The sequence below is a fragment of the Alteromonas sp. G4i35 genome (assembly GCF_054960375.1).
In genome coordinates this window covers 126962-149432 of sequence record NZ_JBHNZD010000012.1, presented here as the reverse complement: position 1 = coordinate 149432, position 22471 = coordinate 126962, and the positions used below count along the sequence as shown (strand labels likewise).

General features: G+C 43.4%; 21 protein-coding genes and 2 pseudogenes. 11 read left to right on the top strand and 12 right to left on the bottom strand.

Annotated elements, in window-relative coordinates; all coding sequences use genetic code 11:
* On the top strand, window positions 1–192 hold a 192-nt coding region (locus tag ACFI6L_RS09735), incomplete at its 5' end, for a hypothetical protein (protein WP_462573885.1).
* A gap of 22 nt (window positions 193–214) precedes the next feature.
* On the opposite strand, the gene ACFI6L_RS09730 is transcribed toward ACFI6L_RS09735, so the two are convergent.
* Window positions 215–1033, bottom strand: a complete 819-nt coding sequence (locus ACFI6L_RS09730; protein WP_171337633.1) for a hypothetical protein — start codon at window positions 1031–1033, stop codon at window positions 215–217.
* A gap of 421 nt (window positions 1034–1454) precedes the next feature.
* Between ACFI6L_RS09730 and ACFI6L_RS09725 the strand changes: the two are divergent.
* The 4 genes and pseudogenes from ACFI6L_RS09725 to gapS1 all read left to right on the top strand — a co-directional run.
* Window positions 1455–1682, top strand: a pseudogene (locus ACFI6L_RS09725) (tyrosine-type recombinase/integrase); the annotation flags it as partial.
* Window positions 1683–1937: 255 nt separating this feature from the next.
* On the top strand, window positions 1938–2708 hold the full coding sequence (locus ACFI6L_RS09720; protein ID WP_171337632.1) for a type IV toxin-antitoxin system AbiEi family antitoxin: 771 nt from the start codon (window positions 1938–1940) through the stop codon (window positions 2706–2708).
* Entirely contained in the window at window positions 2705–3607 is a 903-nt protein-coding gene (locus ACFI6L_RS09715) for a nucleotidyl transferase AbiEii/AbiGii toxin family protein (RefSeq protein WP_171337631.1), read from the top strand. The genes ACFI6L_RS09720 and ACFI6L_RS09715 overlap by 4 nt, the downstream gene beginning before the upstream one ends.
* A gap of 26 nt (window positions 3608–3633) precedes the next feature.
* Window positions 3634–5238, top strand: coding sequence for a GapS1 family protein (gene gapS1, locus ACFI6L_RS09710; RefSeq protein WP_171337630.1), 1605 nt, complete (start codon window positions 3634–3636; stop codon window positions 5236–5238).
* A 28-nt stretch (window positions 5239–5266) separates the two neighbouring features.
* On the opposite strand, the gene ACFI6L_RS09705 is transcribed toward gapS1, so the two are convergent.
* The gene (locus ACFI6L_RS09705; protein WP_462573884.1) at window positions 5267–5860 is read right to left on the bottom strand and encodes a DUF6037 family protein; all 594 of its coding nucleotides are present in this window, start codon (window positions 5858–5860) and stop codon (window positions 5267–5269) included.
* Window positions 5861–6053: 193 nt separating this feature from the next.
* Here ACFI6L_RS09705 and ACFI6L_RS09700 point away from each other — a divergent pair.
* The 5 genes and pseudogenes from ACFI6L_RS09700 to ACFI6L_RS09680 all read left to right on the top strand — a co-directional run.
* A pseudogene (locus ACFI6L_RS09700) lies at window positions 6054–6207 on the top strand (RHS repeat-associated core domain-containing protein); the annotation flags it as partial.
* Window positions 6208–6263: 56 nt separating this feature from the next.
* Window positions 6264–6992, top strand: coding sequence for a hypothetical protein (locus ACFI6L_RS09695; protein WP_462573883.1), 729 nt, complete (start codon window positions 6264–6266; stop codon window positions 6990–6992).
* A gap of 115 nt (window positions 6993–7107) precedes the next feature.
* Complete coding sequence (locus ACFI6L_RS09690; RefSeq protein WP_171337628.1) at window positions 7108–7296, top strand: DUF4926 domain-containing protein; 189 nt, start codon at window positions 7108–7110, stop codon at window positions 7294–7296.
* Window positions 7297–7970: 674 nt separating this feature from the next.
* Window positions 7971–8936, top strand: coding sequence for a hypothetical protein (locus ACFI6L_RS09685; RefSeq protein WP_462573882.1), 966 nt, complete (start codon window positions 7971–7973; stop codon window positions 8934–8936).
* A gap of 211 nt (window positions 8937–9147) precedes the next feature.
* Entirely contained in the window at window positions 9148–9606 is a 459-nt protein-coding gene (locus ACFI6L_RS09680) for a hypothetical protein (protein WP_171337626.1), read from the top strand.
* Window positions 9607–9828: 222 nt separating this feature from the next.
* Here the strand turns inward: ACFI6L_RS09680 and ACFI6L_RS09675 are convergent, their stop codons facing one another.
* From ACFI6L_RS09675 to ACFI6L_RS09645, 7 genes are all read right to left on the bottom strand, one after another.
* Entirely contained in the window at window positions 9829–9999 is a 171-nt protein-coding gene (locus ACFI6L_RS09675; RefSeq protein ID WP_231506607.1) for a YrhK family protein, read from the bottom strand.
* A 28-nt stretch (window positions 10000–10027) separates the two neighbouring features.
* Entirely contained in the window at window positions 10028–10477 is a 450-nt protein-coding gene (locus ACFI6L_RS09670) for a carboxymuconolactone decarboxylase family protein (RefSeq protein WP_462557048.1), read from the bottom strand.
* A 48-nt stretch (window positions 10478–10525) separates the two neighbouring features.
* On the bottom strand, window positions 10526–11338 hold the full coding sequence (locus ACFI6L_RS09665) for a helix-turn-helix domain-containing protein (RefSeq protein ID WP_039225300.1): 813 nt from the start codon (window positions 11336–11338) through the stop codon (window positions 10526–10528).
* 84 nt (window positions 11339–11422) lie between these two features.
* Window positions 11423–12286, bottom strand: coding sequence for an alpha/beta fold hydrolase (locus tag ACFI6L_RS09660; protein ID WP_462573881.1), 864 nt, complete (start codon window positions 12284–12286; stop codon window positions 11423–11425).
* A gap of 144 nt (window positions 12287–12430) precedes the next feature.
* Window positions 12431–13783 carry a sensor histidine kinase gene (locus tag ACFI6L_RS09655; RefSeq protein ID WP_462573880.1) on the bottom strand — a complete coding sequence of 451 codons (1353 nt, stop codon included), beginning with the start codon at window positions 13781–13783 and terminating at the stop codon, window positions 12431–12433.
* On the bottom strand, window positions 13780–15309 hold the full coding sequence (locus tag ACFI6L_RS09650) for a DUF3369 domain-containing protein (RefSeq protein ID WP_039225303.1): 1530 nt from the start codon (window positions 15307–15309) through the stop codon (window positions 13780–13782). The genes ACFI6L_RS09655 and ACFI6L_RS09650 overlap by 4 nt, the downstream gene beginning before the upstream one ends.
* A gap of 242 nt (window positions 15310–15551) precedes the next feature.
* Window positions 15552–17054: a catalase gene (locus ACFI6L_RS09645; protein WP_014979634.1), complete on the bottom strand. Its 1503-nt coding sequence runs from the start codon at window positions 17052–17054 to the stop codon at window positions 15552–15554.
* Between the two features lie 229 nt (window positions 17055–17283).
* Between ACFI6L_RS09645 and ACFI6L_RS09640 the strand changes: the two genes are divergently transcribed.
* Window positions 17284–17955, top strand: a complete 672-nt coding sequence (locus ACFI6L_RS09640) for a nitroreductase (RefSeq protein ID WP_014979633.1) — start codon at window positions 17284–17286, stop codon at window positions 17953–17955.
* Window positions 17956–18101: 146 nt separating this feature from the next.
* On the opposite strand, the gene ACFI6L_RS09635 is transcribed toward ACFI6L_RS09640, so the two are convergent.
* From ACFI6L_RS09635 to ACFI6L_RS09625, 3 genes are all read right to left on the bottom strand, one after another.
* Window positions 18102–19985 carry a putative bifunctional diguanylate cyclase/phosphodiesterase gene (locus ACFI6L_RS09635; RefSeq protein ID WP_427269970.1) on the bottom strand — a complete coding sequence of 628 codons (1884 nt, stop codon included), beginning with the start codon at window positions 19983–19985 and terminating at the stop codon, window positions 18102–18104.
* A 147-nt stretch (window positions 19986–20132) separates the two neighbouring features.
* Window positions 20133–21239, bottom strand: coding sequence for an NADH:flavin oxidoreductase/NADH oxidase (locus ACFI6L_RS09630; protein WP_462573879.1), 1107 nt, complete (start codon window positions 21237–21239; stop codon window positions 20133–20135).
* Between the two features lie 68 nt (window positions 21240–21307).
* A complete protein-coding gene (locus ACFI6L_RS09625) occupies window positions 21308–22462 on the bottom strand; it encodes an iron-containing alcohol dehydrogenase (RefSeq protein WP_462573878.1) in 1155 nt (384 codons plus the stop codon).
* Window positions 22463–22471 lie beyond the last annotated feature (9 nt).

The following is a 22471-nucleotide window of genomic DNA, read 5'->3' as shown; positions in this document are numbered from 1 at the left end:
AGAGGTCACTTCGCGACAGCGCTAGAGCAAGTCGGTTGTCCTGAAGACATCGCTACGAAACTAGCAGTGCACAAGCAGTTGTCCTTGACGTATAACTTGTACAGTAAGTATAAGAACAAGGACGAACTGTGGCAGTATGTCGAGAGGATTCATGAAGCTGACTGCTTGAAGCTAGTTTCTAACTGTAGTTAATGAAATGAAGCATAGTTAAAGTTTAGCTACGCTTAGGCTCCTGAAGCTTTCCTGTTAACCTACTCTCGCTAGTTGTGCCCGCGGAGGCGTATTGTGCAATTAAGTTTTCAACCCGCTTTTTTTCATTCGTACTACATTGAGGACCAAATGTAACGTGAATTGACTCCAAGGAATCATCTAATTCAACATCGAAGTAATCTAACGTGGTATCAGAACCTCGGATAAAATTAGTTAAACCGGACCTAAAAAATTCTTCAGAGTTACCAGTATTTTGCCATTTTTGAAAAGCCTCGGCATCTATTGGAACGATAACGAATACGTATCGGTATTCTTCTTGGTATTTCCATGCAATATCTTTTATTCGTGCTAATTCCTTTCCCAGACTGAAGTGATGGTCGTCATTTTCATCAATCCTATGAACTCCAACTAGTCGTGTAGGGTCAGGGTCATATTCAACGTTATTTCCATAAATTTCCTCAATCAAGGGGGGTATTACAAACATCCATTTCTTGTTGTACATTCTCTCAAATGGAACAGGGCTGGATGTTCCATCGCCAACGGATAGCATCATCTCTTGCTTCGAGTTCAGTTGATATTTTTTAAATGGAAACTTTGGGAGGCTTATCATCACCCCATTTAATCCAGAGTAATCCCACATTGAACGTGACTCATGCTCGTTCGCAGTCCAACTACTAACGAAGATAAATTTAGCCCAATGTCTATGCGCTATGAGTTCACTCTCTTGTTTATCATCGACGTAATCTAAACGATTAAGTCTTATCGTACGGTTCATCAAGATGAGTTCTAAAGTATCAATTGTAGTGTAGTGATGGACCTTCATTATTTTTGCTTCCCTGAAAAAACTTACCGCGTCATACTACTTGTTTTGATTTATGATTGAAAAGTTTTCACTACAAAAATCTGAGAGGCCAAATCGACAATGATGAAGCCTCAACTCCCCCCCATAGGGTGCCTCTACGCGCCACGGAAACATCGCTAAGACAATCTTCAAGCCAGTCGCAACGTTCATCTTGACAATATACGAAGACATCGCACAGGCTCTGCTGGTGATTTCGGTCGGGAATTATGCAGAGCCAAACCGACAATATTCGGTACGGTAAGTAACTGAACTTTTGCATGTTCAACTCAGAATTTACCGACTGCAATTTTGCGGTCGCTAAATCTTATTCGGCAAATCTGTGGATTTAACGGAATGCAAATTTGCATTGCGCTAATCGTCCACCAAAGTAAGATATAAACGACGTGCAGGCATTTCAAAGCGCGGTGCAAGCAACCTTTACCGACATACTACTGCGACCGTTATGCTGGATAGTGGCGCTGATTTGTTAACCGTCCAGAAGATGCTTGGGGATGAGGACGTGAGTACCACACAAGTGTATACCCATATCGCTGTTGGCAAACTGAGGAATGACTACGTTCGCACTCATCCCGCTGCAAGTCTTCCTAGTATTTATTCCCCCGAACCCTGATGCAGCTGAAATATCGAATCTCCTCATTGACACAAGTCTTCGATTTTTACGGCGCTTTGTTTTCAAATCTTGCGGAGGGGGGCTTTAATGTTTAATGCTGCGCAAATCAATATTTGAATGAGTAGCTGAAAATAGCAATATGCTTTTACATGCCGGGTTTATAAATTTAAGTAAAAGCGTACTTTGAGTGCCTATTTAAGAGTAAATTTAAACTATTGGTTTGTGCGGGTTTGATTTTTACACTAAACTAGAACCATGAGTACCGAAAATAGAAGTAAAATAAACCATCTAATGTCTTCGACACCTCAAGGTGTCGTATTAGCGTCTGCGTGGCTGACTGAGCAAGGTTACAGCCTAGATCTGCAAAAACGCTACCGCAAGAGTAACTGGCTTAGACAGCTTGAGCGAGGTGCCCTGATAAGAGATGGGGACAAAGTTGATGTATTAGGCGGACTTTATGCACTGCAAACGCAACTTGAATTGAGCATACACATCGGTGCCAAAACCGCCTTATCACTGTTGGGTAAGTTACACTACCTTGAATTAGCTATGCAGCGCTGCCAGCTATTCGGTTCACAAACCGAGAGGTTACCTTCGTGGTTTAAAAAGTATGATTGGGGAATAGACTTAGATTATCACGCGTCATCATTTTTACCTGCTGAACTTGGAATGACAAAGTATGATGTCAAAGACTTCTCAATCAAGGTATCCAGCCCCGCACGTGCAGTAATGGAGTGTTTGTATCTCACCCCTGATAAGCAACCGCTTATAGAGGTTTATGAGTTAATGGAAGGATTGAATAATCTGAGACCAAAGTCAGTTCAAGAACTATTGGAGGCGTGTACTTCTATCAAAGTAAAGCGATTGTTTTTATATATGGCCGAAAAAGCCGGTCACAGTTGGTTGAACTACCTAAAACTGGATGCTATCGATTTAGGCAAAGGTAAGCGCCAGATAGTGGCTGAGGGTGTGTATATCCCTAAGTACCAAATAACCGTGCCCAAAGAGCTTGAATCACATACATGAAATCACTTTATCTAGAACAAGTCAGTTTGCTGCTAAACGTCATTCCCGAAGTAGCGAAAGAAATCTGCTTTGCGCTGCATGGCGGCACCGCTATCAATCTATTTGTACTGGACATGCCACGGTTGTCTGTAGATATTGATTTGACATACATACCGATTCAAGACCGAAGCGAGAGCCTTCGTGAAATCAATCATGCGCTGACAAGAATAATGGGTAGTATCAAGTCACTAAGGCCGACTATAAAAGTTACGCACAAAGCTGATGTCTGCAAGTTGATGGTAGAAGAAGGCGATGTACTGGTTAAGATTGAAGTGAATATGGTTGGCAGAGGTGTGCTTGATGATAGTGCTGAGGTTATGCCGCTGTGTGACACCGCGCAGGATGAATTTGATGTGTTCTGTGATATTCAGGTGGTGCCACTATCACAACTGTATGGCGGTAAAATCTGCGCAGCCCTTGACCGCCAACACCCAAGAGATTTGTTTGACGTTAACTTGTTGCTCAAACACCAAGGCTATTCACGCGAGATAGCGAAAGGCGTTATATACGCCCTTATTTGTAGCAATCGGCCTACCCATGAGATGTTAAACCCCAATCACATTGACCAACGAATTGCCTTTGAAAGTCAATTCAAAGGTATGTCTGAACATGCTTTCACCTATGAAGATTTTGAAGCCACCAGAAGTGAGCTTATCCACGTTGTGAACAGCGGATTAGACGAGAAAGATCGCGCATTTTTACTCAGTGTAAATCAGCTAAAGCCTGACTGGTCAATATACGACTTCTCCCAGTTTCCTTCGGTGAAATGGAAGCTGATTAATCTGGAGAAGTTCAAGCAATCTCGCCCTGAAGATTATGAATTGCACCTAGGCGCGTTGCAAAATCAACTTTCTCAATAGTCAGAACAACAAAGAAGTAGAAGTTCATGTCCGATAATGCAGAGGTTTTCAAACTTAAAAAACGCGTTAGGTACTACGATAAACAGAGTTTTGGGCAACAACTTGACCAACTATTGGCACGCCACGCCGATGGCAGTATAGAAAAACATCAACGCATGCCGTCACTCGTTTATTTGCTGTTGGAGTGGCTGTTTGAGGTTGAAAACAAAGGAACGCCTAAAATCGCCTCGGCTCGTGACATAACATGGTTTATGAACAGGTTGTGGCAGCTAAACGATTCAAACTTTGGCAACAATAATATTGAATCAGTCACTTTATTTTTAAGGCCATTGATCAACAACCAGTTCTGGATTCAGCATTCTAAAGCGTATTGGTTAAGAGGACTCGTGTTACAGCATGCACTCATGTTCCCTATGGGAAAAAGTCCATTCAATGATGAATTTTTCCAAGCTACAAAAATAACGCTCAGTGATTATTTTCACATCACCGCTGCTATTTTGGTAGGGATGGATAATGAACGTCGTGTGATGAATTATTTTGAAGTGGTGAAAGCACTGCATCCGCATTTCAGTATTGACACAATTGCTAAGGCCATAAGAGTTTTCGCTATGTTTCCTGAAGAAATTGAGCGTTTTCTATCGGAGAAAATGCCTCGCGAAAACGCGATGAGCATTATAAACGCAGACACTCGATTGATTCATTGCCCCGTTATTCTCAATACTCGTGGCCTCTATACGCCAGACCATGCGTTATTGAGACGAGGGTTGTCAGAATCTGCTTTTAATCATTTTTTAAGAATAAACCGCGATGGTTTCAGAATGCGTTATGGCGATGCATATGAGAACTATGTCAGAGGCTGCCTAATTCGAGACGACGTTTCCTTCGATTCTGAGGATGAACTAAAACTGCTATACAAAGAGCACAGGGTTGAAGGTAAAGTGGTTGATGCGGTGGTAAAAGCTACCGATGGCGTTGTTTTCGTTGAAGCTAAAGGCGTTGTCCCAAAAGTCGAGACAATGATTACCGCAGAGCCGAGACTAATTAAACACCACCTGAAGGACACGGTGATCAGAGCGGCAAAACAAATTATCGAATGTGCTTTCAGATTGGAACAACAATGCTATCAAAAACTGCCGGAGAAAGCCGAAAGATATGGGCTTATTGTTACGCAAGGCGAATATTATCTGAAACGCTTTAGCAACATAGCCAAGCATATAGCCGCCGACACCATATCAAATCTGGAATCAAAGTTTGGTCAACCAATTCCTTACGAAAACATTTTTGTTTGCAACATAAATGACTTCGATTACTTGACGGGGACAGAAGCAACCTGCGAAGACTTTTTCGTGTCGTTTATGCAACACTGCAAAGAAGAGGATGCGGATACATCAACCAGCAAAATGCTTATGCTCCAACACATAGAGTCCTTCTTCAAAAAGCTGGAATCTCAAGGCCAAGAGTATGCAAGAGCACGGGAAACCGCAGTAAAAAACGAATCTTTGTTCACGGCGTTGGTTGATATTGTCAAAGCGAATGTCGAATACTGGAATAGCAAATCGAAAACAGAATTGTTAGAAAAAGGAAACGATTTAAGAAGAGCTGTAGTTCATACAGTAGCAGATCAACTATGATGAATTGAATTTAACATAAAAAGATTGGTTAGCTCGGCGTATCTGGCTTTTTTTTGATTTCACGCCAATCTCGCCCCAAGTCTTTCGCACTCCACTTGGATGAAGCTCGGTTATCTAGACTAAATTGAAGGGCTTCTGGTCCCATTACTACGAGTGTTTTATGTTGATTCTCTTTCGTTGGCCCTTGTCTATCTTTCGATTTCCAAAATATCCATGTGTCGAAATGAGGTCTTTCTCTATCTTCGGTAATGTCTTGACGTAAGCGAATGATCTCACTAGTTGAAGGGGTATTGCTAGATGTTGCTTTGATAGGGATTTGGTTATTTAGTTGCTCAAGAAAATCTTTGGGTATTAGCTTTTGCCCAGTGTTCGCGCCACTTCGGAGTACTTCTACTAAATCCGAATAAAAATCACCGAAGTATGGGACTATTCTATAACCTACCTGAACGTCAAATTTAAAGAATTTTGGATTACTACCTCTAGAGGTCAGGGCGAGCGAAAAGGGATTTTCTCTTGTTGAAAACAAACAGTCGAAGCTGGCTGATCCAGTATTGATTCTAAACTGCTGAATATCCGTGCCAACTGCTAACATACTTTTGTGCAGCAATCGTAGTGAAGTCATTTCCATTTTCTATCATCCCTTGAACGCGTTACTAACGTTCTTACAGTGAGTAATTAACAAATTCAAGTTGTTCTTCAAAATTTTAAATGTTGTATTCTTTAGGGCAGTTACATTAATCTAATCAAAAAGTTGTTTCTAACTATTTGTTCTTTAAAAGCTTGCTGTTGACCTAAGGTACTAAACGTACTGCATCGTCATTCATATGAACGGGCGGGTGTACGATCATAACCTTGGGCGTTTTTTGAGTGTTGATCCGTTCATTCAGGCTCCGGGCAATTCACAATCGATAAACCCATATTCATATATTATGAATAACCCCTTAGCTGGAACTGATCCCTCCGGCTACATGTCATGCACAGGTTCAAGAATTAAAGGAACTAGCTGTGCAAGTACTGGTGCGAAGGTGATTGGTACTCCCGGCGATTACGATAGAGTAAGTGAGATAGCCATGAACAATGTCGAGAGCGAGCTCTCGTCAATGCAAAATGGCGCTTCTCCTACAAGTAACGAAACAAGGTTTACTAATGTTTCAGAAACCACAGAAATTGAAAGCCAAGCATCAAAACAACAAGATACAGGTGAAGACGTAGGGCGCGTCGACTGGCTTGCTGTTCAGCAGTGTGCAGCTGGCTATGGCAACTGTGGCTCATTCGATATTCATGATTGGGTACGTTCAAGTGACGCTATGGGGCTGGAAAATTATGGAGAGATCCGGGATGTTTATGATGGATTATTTGGCATTAATGGAAGATTTTGGAACAAACAAATACTGGCAAATAGTATTATGCCGCTGGGGTTCGCTGGTTCGCCACTCATTCGAGGTTTGAATAGTGCCACAGTGTCGATGAGGACCGCAGTAACGTCGAGCTCTAAGTTGTCAGGATCAAGTTTGACAGCCAAAGTAAATGTTGGTGTTCCTGTCGAGAAATTTTCAGGATACATTTTTAAAGATGGCGCTACACATGGCAAGGACCATATTTTCAGAAGTCTTGGCTATGGTGTAGAGCATTCTTCTCAGCTTGCTAAAATGTATCAAAGTCAAGCTGCAAAGCTATATTCTCAAGGAAGATTCAATGCTGGTGAAATGACCAAATACGGACAACGTATTGAAATTGGAATTAACGTACCCTGAATTAGTGCAGCGTATGGAAGAAGCTCCTACGTCAAATCAGGCTGGATGATTAGGCAAGATGGTTCGATAACTTTATCGAGGCCATTCTCAGGCTTCGTCAGATAGGGAGCTATATATGTTATACAAAAAAGTCGTTCTGAAAGCCTCAGAGTTCAAAGACGAAGGTTTGCCTGAGGGAGTTGTAGGTTATGTTATAGATGACTTCGGTGATGGAAATTACGACGTTGAATTTTCGAATGAAAACGGCGAGACAATAGATATATTAGTATTAAATTCCAATCAGTTTGAGCTAGTTGATGGCTGAGCTAGGTTGAGTCTATGTCATTACTATAATCGGGTCTTCATTAGTACTTTATCATTTGCTGCAGACTGAACGACCAATAGCAGCAGAAATGATCACTAGAGCACAGCAGGTTGGGGGGTAGGAGAATAATGGTGTCAGTGTCTGAGAAAAATAACGAGGTCAGAGTTAATTTTGGCTTGTTTGCCTCTGGGGCGGCCTAGCTGTGTTGATTTGAGTGCTATTCCAGTAAGCTTGGCGATTTCCTGCTTGGAGTTATCATTGCCGGGCGCGACTCTTTTGAGTATAAAGTCTGATGATTGTAAATCAGGTTTTGGTTGATTCCACTTTCGAAAGAGCGCGATATGCAGCTAGCCTCAAGAATAAAAGGGGGCAACTCAAAATCAAATTGGGTTAAGTGCGGTTAGAGCTAAAAACAAGAGCATCAATCATAATTTGAAACCAAATCCCGCTTCGGCGGGGTTTGTGTTTTAAAGTTAGTAATAGTGCGGGTGATGAATTTTCGGTATTGGCTATTCAAGGTGAAAGTTAATAAACGAAGCAAGAATCAAAAGGGGCAGAATCATTTAGAGACTGAAACAGTTTTAAAGCCTAAAAACAACGTCGTTGTTGCGCGAGAGAACTCAATTGTCCTAACATATGTCGTAGCGTTCGTTGCTGATAAGAAAAACTAAGCATTGACAAATCACTCAAAAACACCTGCACCACCGCCAACTGACCCTAACCAAAGCAACATTGCTCAACACTGGAAACGGGTTAAAGAGAAGTTGCAAGCCATCGAATTCAATTGGCGTCCTTTTTCTATTTACGATGAATTACCGCTGCATAAGCACATGGTGTTCTGGTGGCCAATTTTGTTTTTCGTTGGATGGGCACTTCTGTTGACCGTGCCTTATTGGTGTTTCTGTTGGCCTAGTCCGACTGATTATGAAGCCTTGCTGAAACAACTGGGTTTTCCTATCTTTGTTGCATCACTTTGCCTCCCGATAAGCGTAGCGGTGGGTCGTTTCCATGCATCAAAGCAGCGAGCCAAAGCAAATACGTTAACGGTTGAAAACAACGCATTCAACAACTACTTCGCGCACCGCAACCATTTTATGGAGCATATAGGAAACGCTGGTATACCAAAGGAGTACGAGGGATTCATAGAGGTGTATGACAGCGACAAGCTTTATAAAACCGTATTTCCACAAAACAGCCTTTCGGAGCAAAACTTTCGAATTAATAAGTCTACGTATAAAGCTCAATTACGGCGCAAACTCAAAAGTTTATATGGACATATCAACACCTTTGTCATTGAAGTTGAGGAAGGTGAAGTGGAGCGAGACCACGAGGAATTTGAAGCGTTTGCTCGCACCATTCCTCATGCTTTTGGCTTTCGGTTTTCAGATGGTTTCGCGAAATTTTATGGAGACTATGCCAAGAGAACCAACTTTACCTTTTTTTCTTTGTGCTTTTTGGCCATCAAGCATACGCTCTTATCCGTTCATGCGTTTAATCATATTCAAACCGTGGGTTGGCTCATCGAAACAGAGTTTGAACCCTATCTAACGTCGCTAGAAGAAAATGAAGCGTTAATAAACGCAGATGCAAAAGCAATGGAGTATATGGTTTGGCTGTTAACTGAGGATAAGTCTAGGTAGTGCCAATATTAAGAGTCTTGCAAAACTTGATGTCACCACCTCTTCTTTGATACGAACTTCAGTCTTAGGCGTGGTTGCATTCAGCGACTTAAACAAGATGGCGAATGGGTTGCCGTTTTGAGAATTTTTCTGATGTCGAACTAAAACAATGTAGGCGAACCTCGTTACCCTTTTAGGTTTCACAATATTTTCAAGGAACATGATTCTAACAATGGAAAATTTTATCGACTTTATTACAAATCCAGACCAAGTTTGCAATGTAAACATGGTTTTGGCAGCAATAATTGGTGTACTCGGCTTGCTATACGTACACAAACGAAATCGTGATGTGGCATTACAAGCAATCAAAGTTGATTTGTTGGACATCATTGACGGATTAGCAAAAGACAAGGCGTGGCTTTTTCCAACACGCCACTTTTCAATAGCGAGAGCTTTTTCTTTGTATTATGGCAAGGCGATTCCATTTAGTGTGATTCGCATTTTGTGTCAATCTGAAGACGCTGATGCAGCATTTACCTCTTATTGCAAAGTAAGCGGTCTCGTCAATGTTAAAAAGGATAGTGGCGATATTGAAACTCTTTCTGCTCCCGGTATGGCATGGAGAATTTCTGCTTTGATAATCATCACATTTTGGATGTTCTCTTTGACAGGATTGCTTTTTACACTTTAATACTCCTGTTTGCACTGTTGTAACTGTCATGGGGTGTCAGGGGTCGGAGGTTCAAATCCTCCCACACCGACCAACTTCTCTCTCCCCATTCAATGGCTTATGCCATATATATCAAAGTAAAATCGAAACTCACTTTTCTTGTACCAATATACAGCAGTAAATTTCGCTCAATAAAAGAGTGCATAGTTGTATATACACTCTTAAACACTATTAGCGCAAAGCCTAGTTGGTTTTAATGCTCAAGATGTCTAAAAGCATCAATAGAGAACCCGCCATAAACAACCATACTCCAGCGGTTGCAAATTTGCTGAAGGCTGGCAAGAAAAGGGTACTTCCCCAAAAAAAGCACAAGCAGGCGGCTACACCCAATTTGTTATTTTGTACTTGTTTCATGATAGTCATTTTCACGTCTTCCTTACTACTAAATAGAAGGTTGAAACTGAAGGCTTACTGAAATACGGTTCCAGCTATTAATTTGAAGAATAATAGACGTGAGTTCTATCAGCCCTTCTTTTCCGAAGGTGCTTTCTACACTGTTATACATTTCTTCAGTAATAGTGGAAGAGTGGATAAGCGTTAACGCTTCCGCCCACGCTAATGCTGTTCTCTCTTCAAAACTGAAACAATCTAGCTCTCTCCATGCAGACAATATATCAAGCCTTGACTGATTTTCATCAGACTCTCTCGCTTCTTCGGCGTGCATGTGTTGGCAGAAGCCGCACTGATTAATTTGTGACGCACGAAGCTTAACTAAATGTATGAGTTTATGACTTAAAGTACTTTTGACTGAAGGCTTAACCAAGCCTGTGAGGTGCTCAAGAATATGGGGATATTCAGAATATAGCTCAGATTGTGTAATACGTTTTTTCATAGTGATCTCCTTAAAACTGCGGAGAACTATAAAGTCTAAGCAAAACGCTTAATTGTAAATTTGCGACAACTTTCGCTTTCTATACTGAAGGGGCGTTTCCAGCGCGAAATCACTAAACGAATGCGTAAAGTGCGCTTGGTCGAAGTAACCACATGCCAAGGCGACGTGGCTTAGCGCTTCAGAATTTGAGGTTAATAACGATCGTGCATGGCGTATTTGAGCAAATTGATACAGTTTGTTTGGCGAGAAACCAAAGTTCGTGCGAAATTGGCGCTCCAGCGTTCTTCGGCTGACGCCGAACTGATCGGCAAGATGTTGTGGGGGCACCAGTAAATTCATCGACTGATAAAGCATGCGCTCCCATTTCTGAAAGGCTCCATCAGTATTTTCTGCTAGCTCAATCAACCAGTGCTGTATTGCTAAGCACTGCTGGCTAATAGTTTTTCCAATAAGATAGGCTTGCAGTCGTTGATAGGAATCACGCTGCTTAACCATAGCCAACGCGATGTCGATTTGTTGGTTTTTACTGTCATCAAAGGTTAAACCGAACAAGTATTTCAAGGCACCGGGCCTAAATCTTACACTTATTTGTCTGCAAGCCAGTTCCCACGGCATGGCGCAGACCTGAGTATGGTAAAACAATTGTGCTTCACAGTTAGTTTGATCGAGATAAAAAGTCAAACTAGCACCGGCATCGGGATAAAATTTTTCGTTTAGCGTTGTAGCTGAGCCTTCTGGGTTATCAATCACCCATATGCATTGTACAAACCGTTTTATAGAAGCAGCAGGGGTCACGAAACCAATATCAATCTGCTTAAAGCTAGCGGCAGGAATAATTTCGTTGTTGGTTGAAGCGTCCATAAACGTTGGTTGCGAGTCTAGAGTTAAATCAGTGAAGCGTTATATTACCCCTGTCGCGTGCCGTATCAAGACAAAGTTTCACGTTTAGTTAGTGTAGCGACCTAAAAAGCTTGTTATAGATTTCACCACGGCTTCAGCACTTTCAATTTGCGGATAGTGCCCAATTTGATCGAGCTCAATTACGTCTGCATTAGGAATGAGTTGTTTGTACCGCGCCACCATATGCGCGCCAGAGATTGGATCGGCCATACCTGCGGTTAGTCGAAGAGGGGCATTGGCATTTTGCAGTGCACTTACCCAGCGCTCTCGGTATTGTTTACGCTGCTTCATATAGTCCAAAAGCAAGTGCATGTGTTGGTGACCATTATTTGTACTGATAAGTATCCAAAAATCATTGATGTCTTGATCTGAAGGAGGTGTGTTTGGACCAAATATGTTGTGCATGCTTTTTCGAATTGCATTTTTGTTTAAAAAGCGAATGAGTAGACCACCAATTGGAGAGAGCAGCAGCTTTTGAATGGGCAGAGCACGATGTGTCTCAGGAAAAAGGCCACCGTTAAGTAAGTGCAGCGATTCGATGCGAAAGGCAAGGTCGTTTTCCAGTTGCTGCGCCATCATTTCTTGCGCAACCGTATCACCGTAATCATGAGACAGAACATGGGCACTTGTGATACCTAAATGCCTTATTACCCCACTTATCGTGTTTGCTTGCTCTTTAATTAAGTATTTTTTTGGTGACTTATCGCTAAAACCAAACCCCGGCATATCGAGCGTCACGCATTGATACTTGTTTGTAAGTGCTGGCCATATTTTAGCCCAATCAAAACTTGCGGTGGGGTATCCGTGAATGAGTAATAGTACTGGTCCCGTGCCTTCTGTTTTATAAAAAACTTGCTGACCGTCGACGTTTAAAAAGTGTCCGGAACTTCGCCATTGTGAAAGTTGCATTTCTACATGCCTTGTTATGTTTTTGTATTTAGCTTGCCCAGCCTTTGATGTTAGGTCTGTCGTGAGGGCGACATTTTAATAATGTCGCGCGCTGCACAGGGAATTTATAACGCAGGGTATAGGTAGTGGAAAATGAGAGGCACGCTAGGCTTCAACCGGAATACACACGGTTACTTTCGTACCCTCTCCTGGGGTTGATGTTAAGTCAATCTCACCGTTAAATTTTTGTCGTACTAAGTTGTATAAAATATTTAGGCCCAGCCCTGTACCGCCTTTATCACGAGCCGTGGTGTAAAATGGCTCGAATACCTTCTTGTGAAGTGCCTCTGGTATACCTTTGCCATTGTCTTGTACGCTAATCACAATGCCTTTGGCATTTTTACTGCACCTCACACTCACTCTATTTACGTCGTTATTTACCGATGGACCAAAAGCGTGACGCTGAGCATTCGATATTAAATTTGTTAGCAATTGGGCAATAATACCGGGGCAGGTGGTTATTACTAAATTGGGCGTAACGTCTATACTAAGCTCGACTTGTTCTTTGCGAAGCATGGGCTTTAAAGGGTTACAGACTCTAGGGATATATTCGTCTAATGCAATTTCTTCTATTTCTAACGACGTTTGGTCAGCAGAAGTGCGCTTAAAGTCTTGTACTAAATTCGCTGCCCGCATCAGGCTTGTTTCAGCCAAGTTTAGCCCTTCAGAGCAAATAGCTTCAAAGTCTTTAAAACCCTGCTCGGTTAATTCATCGTTTTCGAAGTCTCGATAGATGTCTTTTAGTTCTTCTTTGCAGTTACTGACAGAGGTTAGTGCAATGCCTAACGGCGTATTAACTTCGTGAGCAATGCCTGCGACTAGATTTCCTAACGCTGCCATTTTTTCTGACTCGACGAGCTTTTCTTGTGCGGCCTCAAGTTCAGCCGTGCGGTCTATTACTTTTTGCTCAAGGGTTTGGTTGGCCTCAATTAGCCTCTGCTCGTAATCTGCGCGCTCATTTGCACTCACTGCACGCCCGTAAAGGTCTGCCAGTGACGCCGCAAATACAACTTCATCGGCATGCCATTCACGGGCTTTGCCTTGATGTTCACAGCAAATTATCCCAATCATTTTGCCGCGGTGGCGAATAGGGACATCAAGCATAGAGCTAATCCCAAGCGGCGTTAAATACACTTCTGCAAATTCAAATGTTGCAACATCTGTTAATGCGTCGTGGGCCGCAATGGTTCTCTCTGAATCTAGCGCCTCGAAATAATGAGGAAAGTCTTTTCGGGTAAGTACTAAGCTTTCGTGGTCCAGGTCATTACCCTTATCAATGAGCAATGTGCACTGTACCAGTGTTTGCATTTCATCATACAACCAAATGCCAGCTCGAGTAATTTGCAAACCCTCACACACCGAGTTGATAATAAGTCTAGAAGCAACGTCTAATTCACCTTTATCAATATCTGCGCTTTGGCTAACGCGTAATAAGATTAGTTCTAGCGATTCTTTCATTCATCTTCGTCCGGTTCTGTGGCTCGGATTTCAAGGATTCTGTCGAAGTGCTCTATCATAATGTGGGTGATTAGCGGATCGAATTGTTTCCCGGAATTCTCATGAAGATAGGCTTTTACTTCCTCAGGACTCCATGCCGGTTTATAGCAGCGCTTAGATAGCAATGCGTCGACAACGTCGACAATTGCCATAATACGACCCTCCACGGGAATGTCGTCTCCAGCTAATCCTTCAGGGTAACCTTGACCATCCCACCGCTCATGATGCGTTTTCGCAATGATGGCGCCCATTTTAGCAACGATGCGATCAGATCCCGCAAGTAGCTCATAGCCTTTTTGTGCATGGGTCTTCATGATCTCCCATTCTTCGGGGTCGAGTTTGCCCGGCTTATGTAAAATAGTTTCAGGGATGCTAATTTTACCCACATCATGAAGTGCGGCTGAATACCGTATGGTCTCAATAAACTCTCGGCTCATGTGAAGCTTTTCAGAGAGAAATTCGGTCATAAGAATGACCCTTCTCACATGACCACCGGTCTCTTTACTCCGCATTTCGATTGCGTCGCTAAGCACCATAATGAGTTCTTTTTGGGTTTTTTGTATGTCTTCTTTTTGCGTGAGATTTTGGAATATTACCGCCACATTAGAGGCAAACATCTCTAAGGTCTTGCGCTGCAGAGCATCCAGTGGATGATCTAACTTAACATACAAGATGTTGTGGCTATCTTCTCCAGTAGGGTAGTAGCCGATGAATAAATCTTTAGACTGATAGTGACTTTTGCTTTCTAAGACTTGTTTGATTTCTTCTTCGATGGTTTCAGGAATTCGGCTAGAAATTCCAGGTTCGCATAATCCAACTAGGTCGCCGCTGGCACCTAGCACCGTCATGGTCGTATCGCCATATAAGTCGGTGTGCTGAGTAGACAAGTAGAGTACAGAGTTGTTTAGGTTAAGCAGTGTAAGTGTCTGTTTCAACACTGCGGTGCCAAATTGGGCTAAAGACTGGCTTGCTAAAACGGAAGACGAGGATTTTAAAACGTCTTCCATACCGCGCTTACCTTGCTCAATAGTCTGAATATCCCGATACGACCTTATTGCTGTGTACACACAAGACTTAAGTTTAAGCGATGATAATTCAGTTTTGGCTTTGTAGTCGTTTATGTCGTAACGCCTGATTACCTCTTCTTCCGGCGCCTGACCAGGTTGACCTGTTCGCAGAATAAGGCGGGCGGTATGGTTATTGAGCTCGTTGCGAATGGCCTCAACCAAATTCAAACCCGCATCGTCAGTTTCCATCACCACATCAACGAAAGCGAGAGCGATGTCTGGATTTGCTTTGAAAAGTGCTAGGCCTTCAGCGCCACTGTGAGCTGATAGAAATTCAACCCCGCGTTTTTCGAAATTAAATTTCCGCAGAGTGAGTTTAGTGACCTCATGTACGCCTTCTTCATCATCGATTATGGCTATTTTCCATGGAGCTTGGCGAGAGGTGGATTGTTCTGTTTTTGACTTCTTAAATAACGACATACATAGCGCTATAAACGTTTAGATACATTAAACGTAAGCCACAATTTTCAATCTCGCAAACTTACTCGACAAGTTTTGTTCTAAAGTTCAATGAACATATTTTGATGACAGAAGTCTCTTTATCATCAGTTAGATGTGTTTTAGGCAAGTATTAAAAATATGCCATGTTTGTTAAATTGTGGAGCCCAGCAGATTCCAGTAAGAGAAAACTGCTGGGCCGCAATACCTTACAACAATAGCGTTTAGCTATCTTCGATAGGGGTATTTTCAGTAATCGGTACCGTATTTACGTCGGTATCTAAGCTTTCTACCGCATTTCGTACGCCTGCGGCGTAGTCTGGATGTACCTTTTCTAGCACGGCGTACCAACGCTCTTTTACGCTATCTGAGCACGGGCCCATTGCGGCAGCGTAGTTTTTATACAGCCGTTCTTTTTGATCATCAGAAAACATCTCATACAGTTTTCGCGGCTGCACGTAATCCACATCTGCTTCATCTTGATGATATCTATCAGCGTCTCCATCAATGCGAAGCGGAGGCTCTTTCACTGAAAAGTCAGCCACCGGACCTTCGTATTGATTGGGCTCATAGTAGGCGTCAGGGTTACCAAAATCATTGGTAAAGAAGCGCATCGCGCCGTCTTTGTGATAGTGGTTTACCTTGCTATTTTTCGGCGCGTTAGCGGGGAGTGCTTCATAGTGTGTGCCCAAACGATAGCGATGGGCATCAGCATAAGAAAATATGCGAGCCTGAAGCATTTTGTCAGGGCTAAAGCCAATACCAGGGACAACATTTGACGGACTGAATGCTGCGTTTTCTATCATTTGAAAGTAGTTTTCTGGATTTCTGTTCATTTCCAGTTCGCCAACTTCAATAAGCGGATAGTCATCGTGCGGCCACACCTTGGTTAGGTCGAACGGGTTATAGCTTTGCTGTCCTGCTTCCTCTTCTGGCATGGCCTGAATGTACATTGTCCATTTTGGGAAATTGCCTTCTTCAATGGCGTTATATAGCTCTTCCTGATACTTTTCCCGAGTGCTTCCAATGATTTTTTCAGACGTTTCATTGGTGTAGTTTTTAATGCCTTGTTGAGTTTTGAAATGGAACTTCACCCAATGACGCTTGCCTTCCTTATTCCACATGCTGAAAGTGTGGCTGCCATAGCCGTTCATGTGCATAGGTGACACCGGAATACCACGGTCCGACATCAAAATGGTAACTTGGTGCACGCTTTCTGGCTGTGCAGCCCAAAAGTCGAACATGGCTTCTGGTGAGCGCAGGTTAGTTTTCGGATGGCGTTTTTGCGTACGAATAAAGTCAGGGAACTTGTATCCATCACGAATGAAGAAGACAGGAGTATTATTACCTACCATATCCCAGTTGCCTTGTTGTGTGTAAAACTTCAAGCTAAAGCCTCGCACGTCACGCTCGGTATCAGCTGCGCCTGATTCTCCCGCTACCGTAGACCACCGGCTTAATACTTCAGTTTGTTTACCCACTTCTGAGAATAAGTCAGCGCATGTGTAATCGGTAATGTCGTGCGTGACCGTAAATGTGCCCTGTGCACCCCAGCCTTTCGCGTGAACGACACGTTCTGGAATTCGTTCGCGGTTTTGATGCGCTAACTTTTCAATGAGTTGATAATCTTGTAAGAGGGCGGGGCCGCGCTCTCCTGCAGTTTTAGTGGTTTCGTTACTTACTACGGGGGCGCCTGCCGACGTGGTTAATTGCGGTTTCTTAGCCATTATAAAACTCCTTTCATATGCTTCTCTTGAAAGCCAAACTTCCATAAACATCATGTGTGCCTGACTCATGACATGCTTTTGCTACGCACTGCTAAATGAAAGGGTTTACAAACTTCTATATATATCTATAAAAACAAACAATCTGAATTAGGTTTGCCACCTATTGAAGAGCAGACTCGTCGTGTTTACTCTAACTTAACAAGTTCAATTACCGCGTTTAAGGAAGTGTATGAATTTTGCCGAGTTTGCAGCATCAAGAAAGAGTGTTAGAGGGTTCACTAAACAGCCTGTTACTAAGGAAACAGTAGACGCGATTATCAACGCAGCGAAGTGGGCGCCATCGTCCTATAACACGCAAACCTGGAAAATTCATGCAGTAACAGGCGACGTGCTTGATAAAATTCGTGAAGGCAACACCAAAAATACACTTGAAGGTAAACCGCACGTTCGAGACTTTCCATACAAAGAGGACTACGAAGGGATTCACCGTCAGCGTCAAATTGATGTAGCCATACAGCTGTTCGACATAATGGGAATAACCCGAGAAGACAAGGAAAAGCGTATGGAATGGATGATGCGCGGCTTTAGGCAGTTTGATGCACCCGTTTCTTTGGTGCTTACTTATGACAAGGCTTTAGAGCCAGCAGGGATCACCCAGTTTGGTTTAGGGTCGCTGGCGTATGGCATTGTGCTAGCTGCATGGGACTTAGGGCTTGGTTGTGTTATCAATGGTCAGGGCATTATGCAGTCCGATGTAGTACACAAGCACGCTAACATCCCTGATGATGAGGCCATTATGATTTGCATAGCCTTGGGCTATCCAGACCCAGAGTTCGCTGCAAACGAGGTTCGATCAACTCGCGCCGACAACGAAGAGTTTGTGACGTATCACGGGTTTTAGCGTTTTTCGATTTAGGCGGATTGGTATTTTTTCAGCAAGCCAATGCTGCGTTAAGCCATCGGCATGAAAACGTCCGTTTGAAATATCATGAGCCTCTAAAACGGTGCCTTCACAACGGAACATTTCCGAATTTTCAGTGTAAGTGATTACTTTGCTGGATGATTACTTAAGAATCGTTCTATCTCGGGCGCGGGGAGTGGCTTACTCCAATAATAGCCTTGCCCCAAGTCACATCCCATTTTTATTAGCTTTTCTAAAGCGGGTTTACTTTCAATACCTTCAGCTACCGCTTTCATGCCAAGGCTGTCGGCAATGCTGATTATTGCTGCAACTAAAGGTGCGTCGTTTTCTCCAATGCCCAAGGTGTTGATAAAAATGCGGTCTATTTTGAGTTTGCGAGCGCTAAATGTCTGTAGATAATTTAAATTAGAATAACCGGTACCAAAATCATCAATAGCAAAGTGCACGCCTAACGATTTAATCGCTTCGAGTTGTTCGCCAGTGGTGCCATTTTCATCCGCGAGTATGGTTTCAGTTAGCTCCAGCTCTAAAAATTGCGGTGCTAATTGTGAATTTTGCAAGGCCTGCTCAACGACCGCAGGGAGCGTTCCATCTTTGAATTGTGCAAAGGATAAGTTTACGGCAACCGTAAGATTTGTATGACCGTTTTCATGCTGTTTAGCGCAAAATTCACAAGCCTGGTTTAATACCCACGCACCAAGAGGGATGATCAGGCCACTGCTTTCCGCTAAAGGTATGAACTTGTCGGGAAATATCATTGAGCCGTCTTTCTGAGGCCATCTCAAAAGCGCCTCTACTGCTTGAACCTTGTTAGAGGCAAGGTCTATCAACGGTTGGTAGAACACTTCGAATTCATTGGCATGTACGGCCGGGCGCAAACGCTGAATAAGTGTGAATTTTTCATCGTTTTCTTCGTCAAAGCGCACGTCATAGTATTCGTATCTGTTTCTGCCGTTGCGTTTCGCTTCGTACATGGCAATATCAGCTTTTCGGCACAGCTGCTTAAATTTAATCCCGTCATAAGGCGCTTGTGCTACACCAATTGAACCCGAGACTACCACTTTGGTTTGCAGTACTTCGAACTCGTTCGAACACCACGTAATTAAGTTCTTACATAAGTCATCGATTTCAGATTTGTCTGATATTTCTGGCGCCAACACAATAAACTCATCGCCACCGAAACGTATTAAACTTTGCTTTGTGGATAGGTGGTCGGTGATGGTTTGAGATATTTTTTGAAGAAATCGATCGCCCGCAGCATGGCCAAGAGCGTCATTTACGGGTTTAAAGTTGTCTAAGTCTATGAACAGCAGCGCGAGCTGAAGCCCTTTTTCTTCACTCTCGCGTAGCTTTTCGTTGAAAAGTCGCTCGCCCAAAATCCTATTTGGCAAGTTTGTGAGCGGGTCGTGATGTGCTAAGTGCTGGATATGTGCTCTATTTTGCTCAACTTTAGACACCTCTTGCTGCAGTGACTGCATAAGCCGACGAATATCTTGTATCAAAATAAAAACGCTGAAGCCCGTAATAACGTAAATAACCATGATGAAAAGCACATGAGACCAGCTCAAAATAGGCGGGTTAGGTGTTACCACATCGTGCATTATCAACCACGTAAGCGTAATGCACTGTAGAAGCACTAAAGATAAAACGGTGCCAAATAGGGCAATTCCACCTAATAAAGCCGCAAATATGATGACGCCAGGATAGCCAATCATGGCGATATCAAATACGCCTGCACCTGTTGCGGATAGGGCAAACAGCATTGACGACATAGCGCCTAAAAGTAGGTAACTGCTGGTGGTAACGTAATACTTGTATGCGAGCGAGCCAGTGACGATTAATGAGAACAAGCCCAGTAAAAAGATATCAAAAGTTATGCCTCTCGCGACCAGAGACGAAGCGAAAAGCCCGAAGCCTGTTACCGCGCTTATTTGAATGACACGGCGCCTTCGGAGTGACGTTAGATCAGCAAGCTTTGCTGATGAGGAAAAAAAATCTTTAACCTGCATTCTTCCAAATCTTGAAGGAGGTTTATAGCAACCTTAAACCTAACTTGGAAAAAAGCAAGTACAGAGACGCAATGTTATACGTTATTGGCAAAAGACGAGGAAGAACACAGCAGTGCTCGAAAGCACTGCTGCCTGTAAAGTCAATAACTACCTTTCGTCTGATGGTGCGTAACGCTCCAACCAGTGTGCATATGGTGCAGGCATTACCCAAGATGGTTTTTCAACGCCTAGCTTTTTCGCTGCAAAGTAAGACCAGTGTGGGTTAGTAAGATGCATTCTACCTACCATAACAACGTCAAGTTGTTGGTTTTCAATGGTATCGTTGGCGAGCTCTGGTGTGTCTACTCCCCAAGCTGTAGCAACTGGGATCCCGGCTTCATCACGTACCTTTTTAGCAATTGGAGCAAGGAAAGCCGGGCCCCAAGGAATATTCGCATCAGGCGTGTTAAAGCCAACGCTAACGCTAACGAAATCAGTACCAATTTCTTTGAACTGTTTTACAAGTTCGATAGACTCGCTCAACGTCTGTTCGTCATCACCATCGTATTCGATAACGCCAAAGCGCACGGTAAGCGGTAGGTTTTCAGGCCAAACTGCACGCACTGCGCTCAGTGTTTCAAGTAAGAATCGACCACGGCCTTGCGCATTTCCGCCGTATTCGTCGGTACGCTTATTGGCGTGCTTCGAGAAAAAGCTTTGAGCCAAATAACCGTGGGCAAAATGCAGTTCAAGCCACTCGAATCCAGCTTCAAGCGCGCGCTGGGCACCTTTCACAAAGTCACTCTTAACGCGCTCAATATCGGCTTTGGTCATTTCTGTAGGCGTAACAGGTAAGTGTGCCCCAAAGGCTTCTGCCGAAGGTCCAATAGGTTGCCACCCTTTTTCTTCGCTTGGCTGAATGTGGTCATCGCCTTCCCAAGGGCGGTTAGCACTCGCTTTGCGCCCGGCATGTGCAATTTGAATTCCAGCAACAGCGCCTTGGCTTTTTATACGATCAGCAACATTTTTTAAGCCACTAACGTGTTCATCTTTCCAAATACCTAAGCAATTTGGCGTGATGCGTCCTTCTGGCGAGACGGCGGTTGCCTCAACAATAACCAATCCAGCACCGCCTCGGGCAAATGACTGGTAGTTTGCTTCATGCCACTGGTTTGTAAACCCATCTTCTGCAGAGTATTGGCACATAGGAGGCACAGCAATACGATTGCGAAGCGTCACGTCTTTTAACGAAAATTGTTCAAATAATGCAGTCATTATTTCTCTCTTCTTGAAATAAACACAAAAAGCACTCAGCGAAGGCTGAGTGCTTTTAAACCCAGGGATTATGCCGCAAGAGTTAGAATTTCACGGGCTTTAGCAAGGTCGATGTCACCATGCTCGCCAAGCGCTGTTAAGCCGTTGCGTTCAAGGTTCTCGATTAGCCCATCAATGGCAGACTTTTCAATGTTGTGGTCTGACAGGCGGGTTTTAACCTGCATAGTTTCAAAAAAGTCCTGAACCGCTTTTATGGTTAAGTCGATGGCCTTTTCTTTGTCATCTTCCTGAATGCCAAACACGCGCTCACCTAGCTGCAGAATTTTTTCCTGCTTTTTGTCACGCTGCACGAACATTAACGACGGTAGAACAATTGCTAGGGTCACGGCGTGATCCAAACCGTGTAACGCAGTAAGTTCGTGACCTATCATATGTGTGCCCCAGTCTTGCGGTACACCTTTGCCGATTAATCCGTTAAGCGCCATTGTTGCTGACCACATTACGTTTGCACGCACATCGTAATCTTCAGGCGTCACTAACGCTTTAGGACCTTCTTGAACTAAGGTTTGTAAAATTCCTTCTGCAAAGCGGTCTTGAAGCGGTGCGTTTACAGGGTAGGTAAGGTATTGCTCAATCACGTGAACAAAAGCATCAACCACGCCGTTCGATACTTGACGTGGTGGTAGTGAATAGGTGAACTCAGGATCAAGTACGGCAAAAACAGGCTGAACTGTTTCAGAAGAAAACGCGCGTTTTTGCGACGTCTCTTTTCTGTTTACTACCGAGTTACCGTTACTCTCAGACCCTGTCGCAGGTAAAGTAAGTACTGCGCCAATAGGTAATGGATTTTCAAATGCTGCACCTTTAACAAGTATGTCCCACGGATCGCCTGCAAAGTTAACGGCAGCAGCGACAAATTTCGCGCCATCAATAACACTTCCACCGCCAACCGCAAGAATGAAGTTCACGTCATTTTCACGGGCGACATTCACAGCTTTCATCAGTGTTTCAAATTCTGGGTTTGGTTCAACACCCTGAAATTCAATGACTTCAGCACCTGCTAGTGCAGTCGTTACTTTATCGTAAATACCATTTTTCTTAATTGAGCCGCCACCGTAGAGGAAGAGGACTTTTGCTTGTTTCGGCAAACGTGAAGACACTTCACTTAGTTGCCCCTTGCCGAACAAAATTTCGGTTTGATTTTTAAACGTAAAATTAAGCATAGTGTTGCC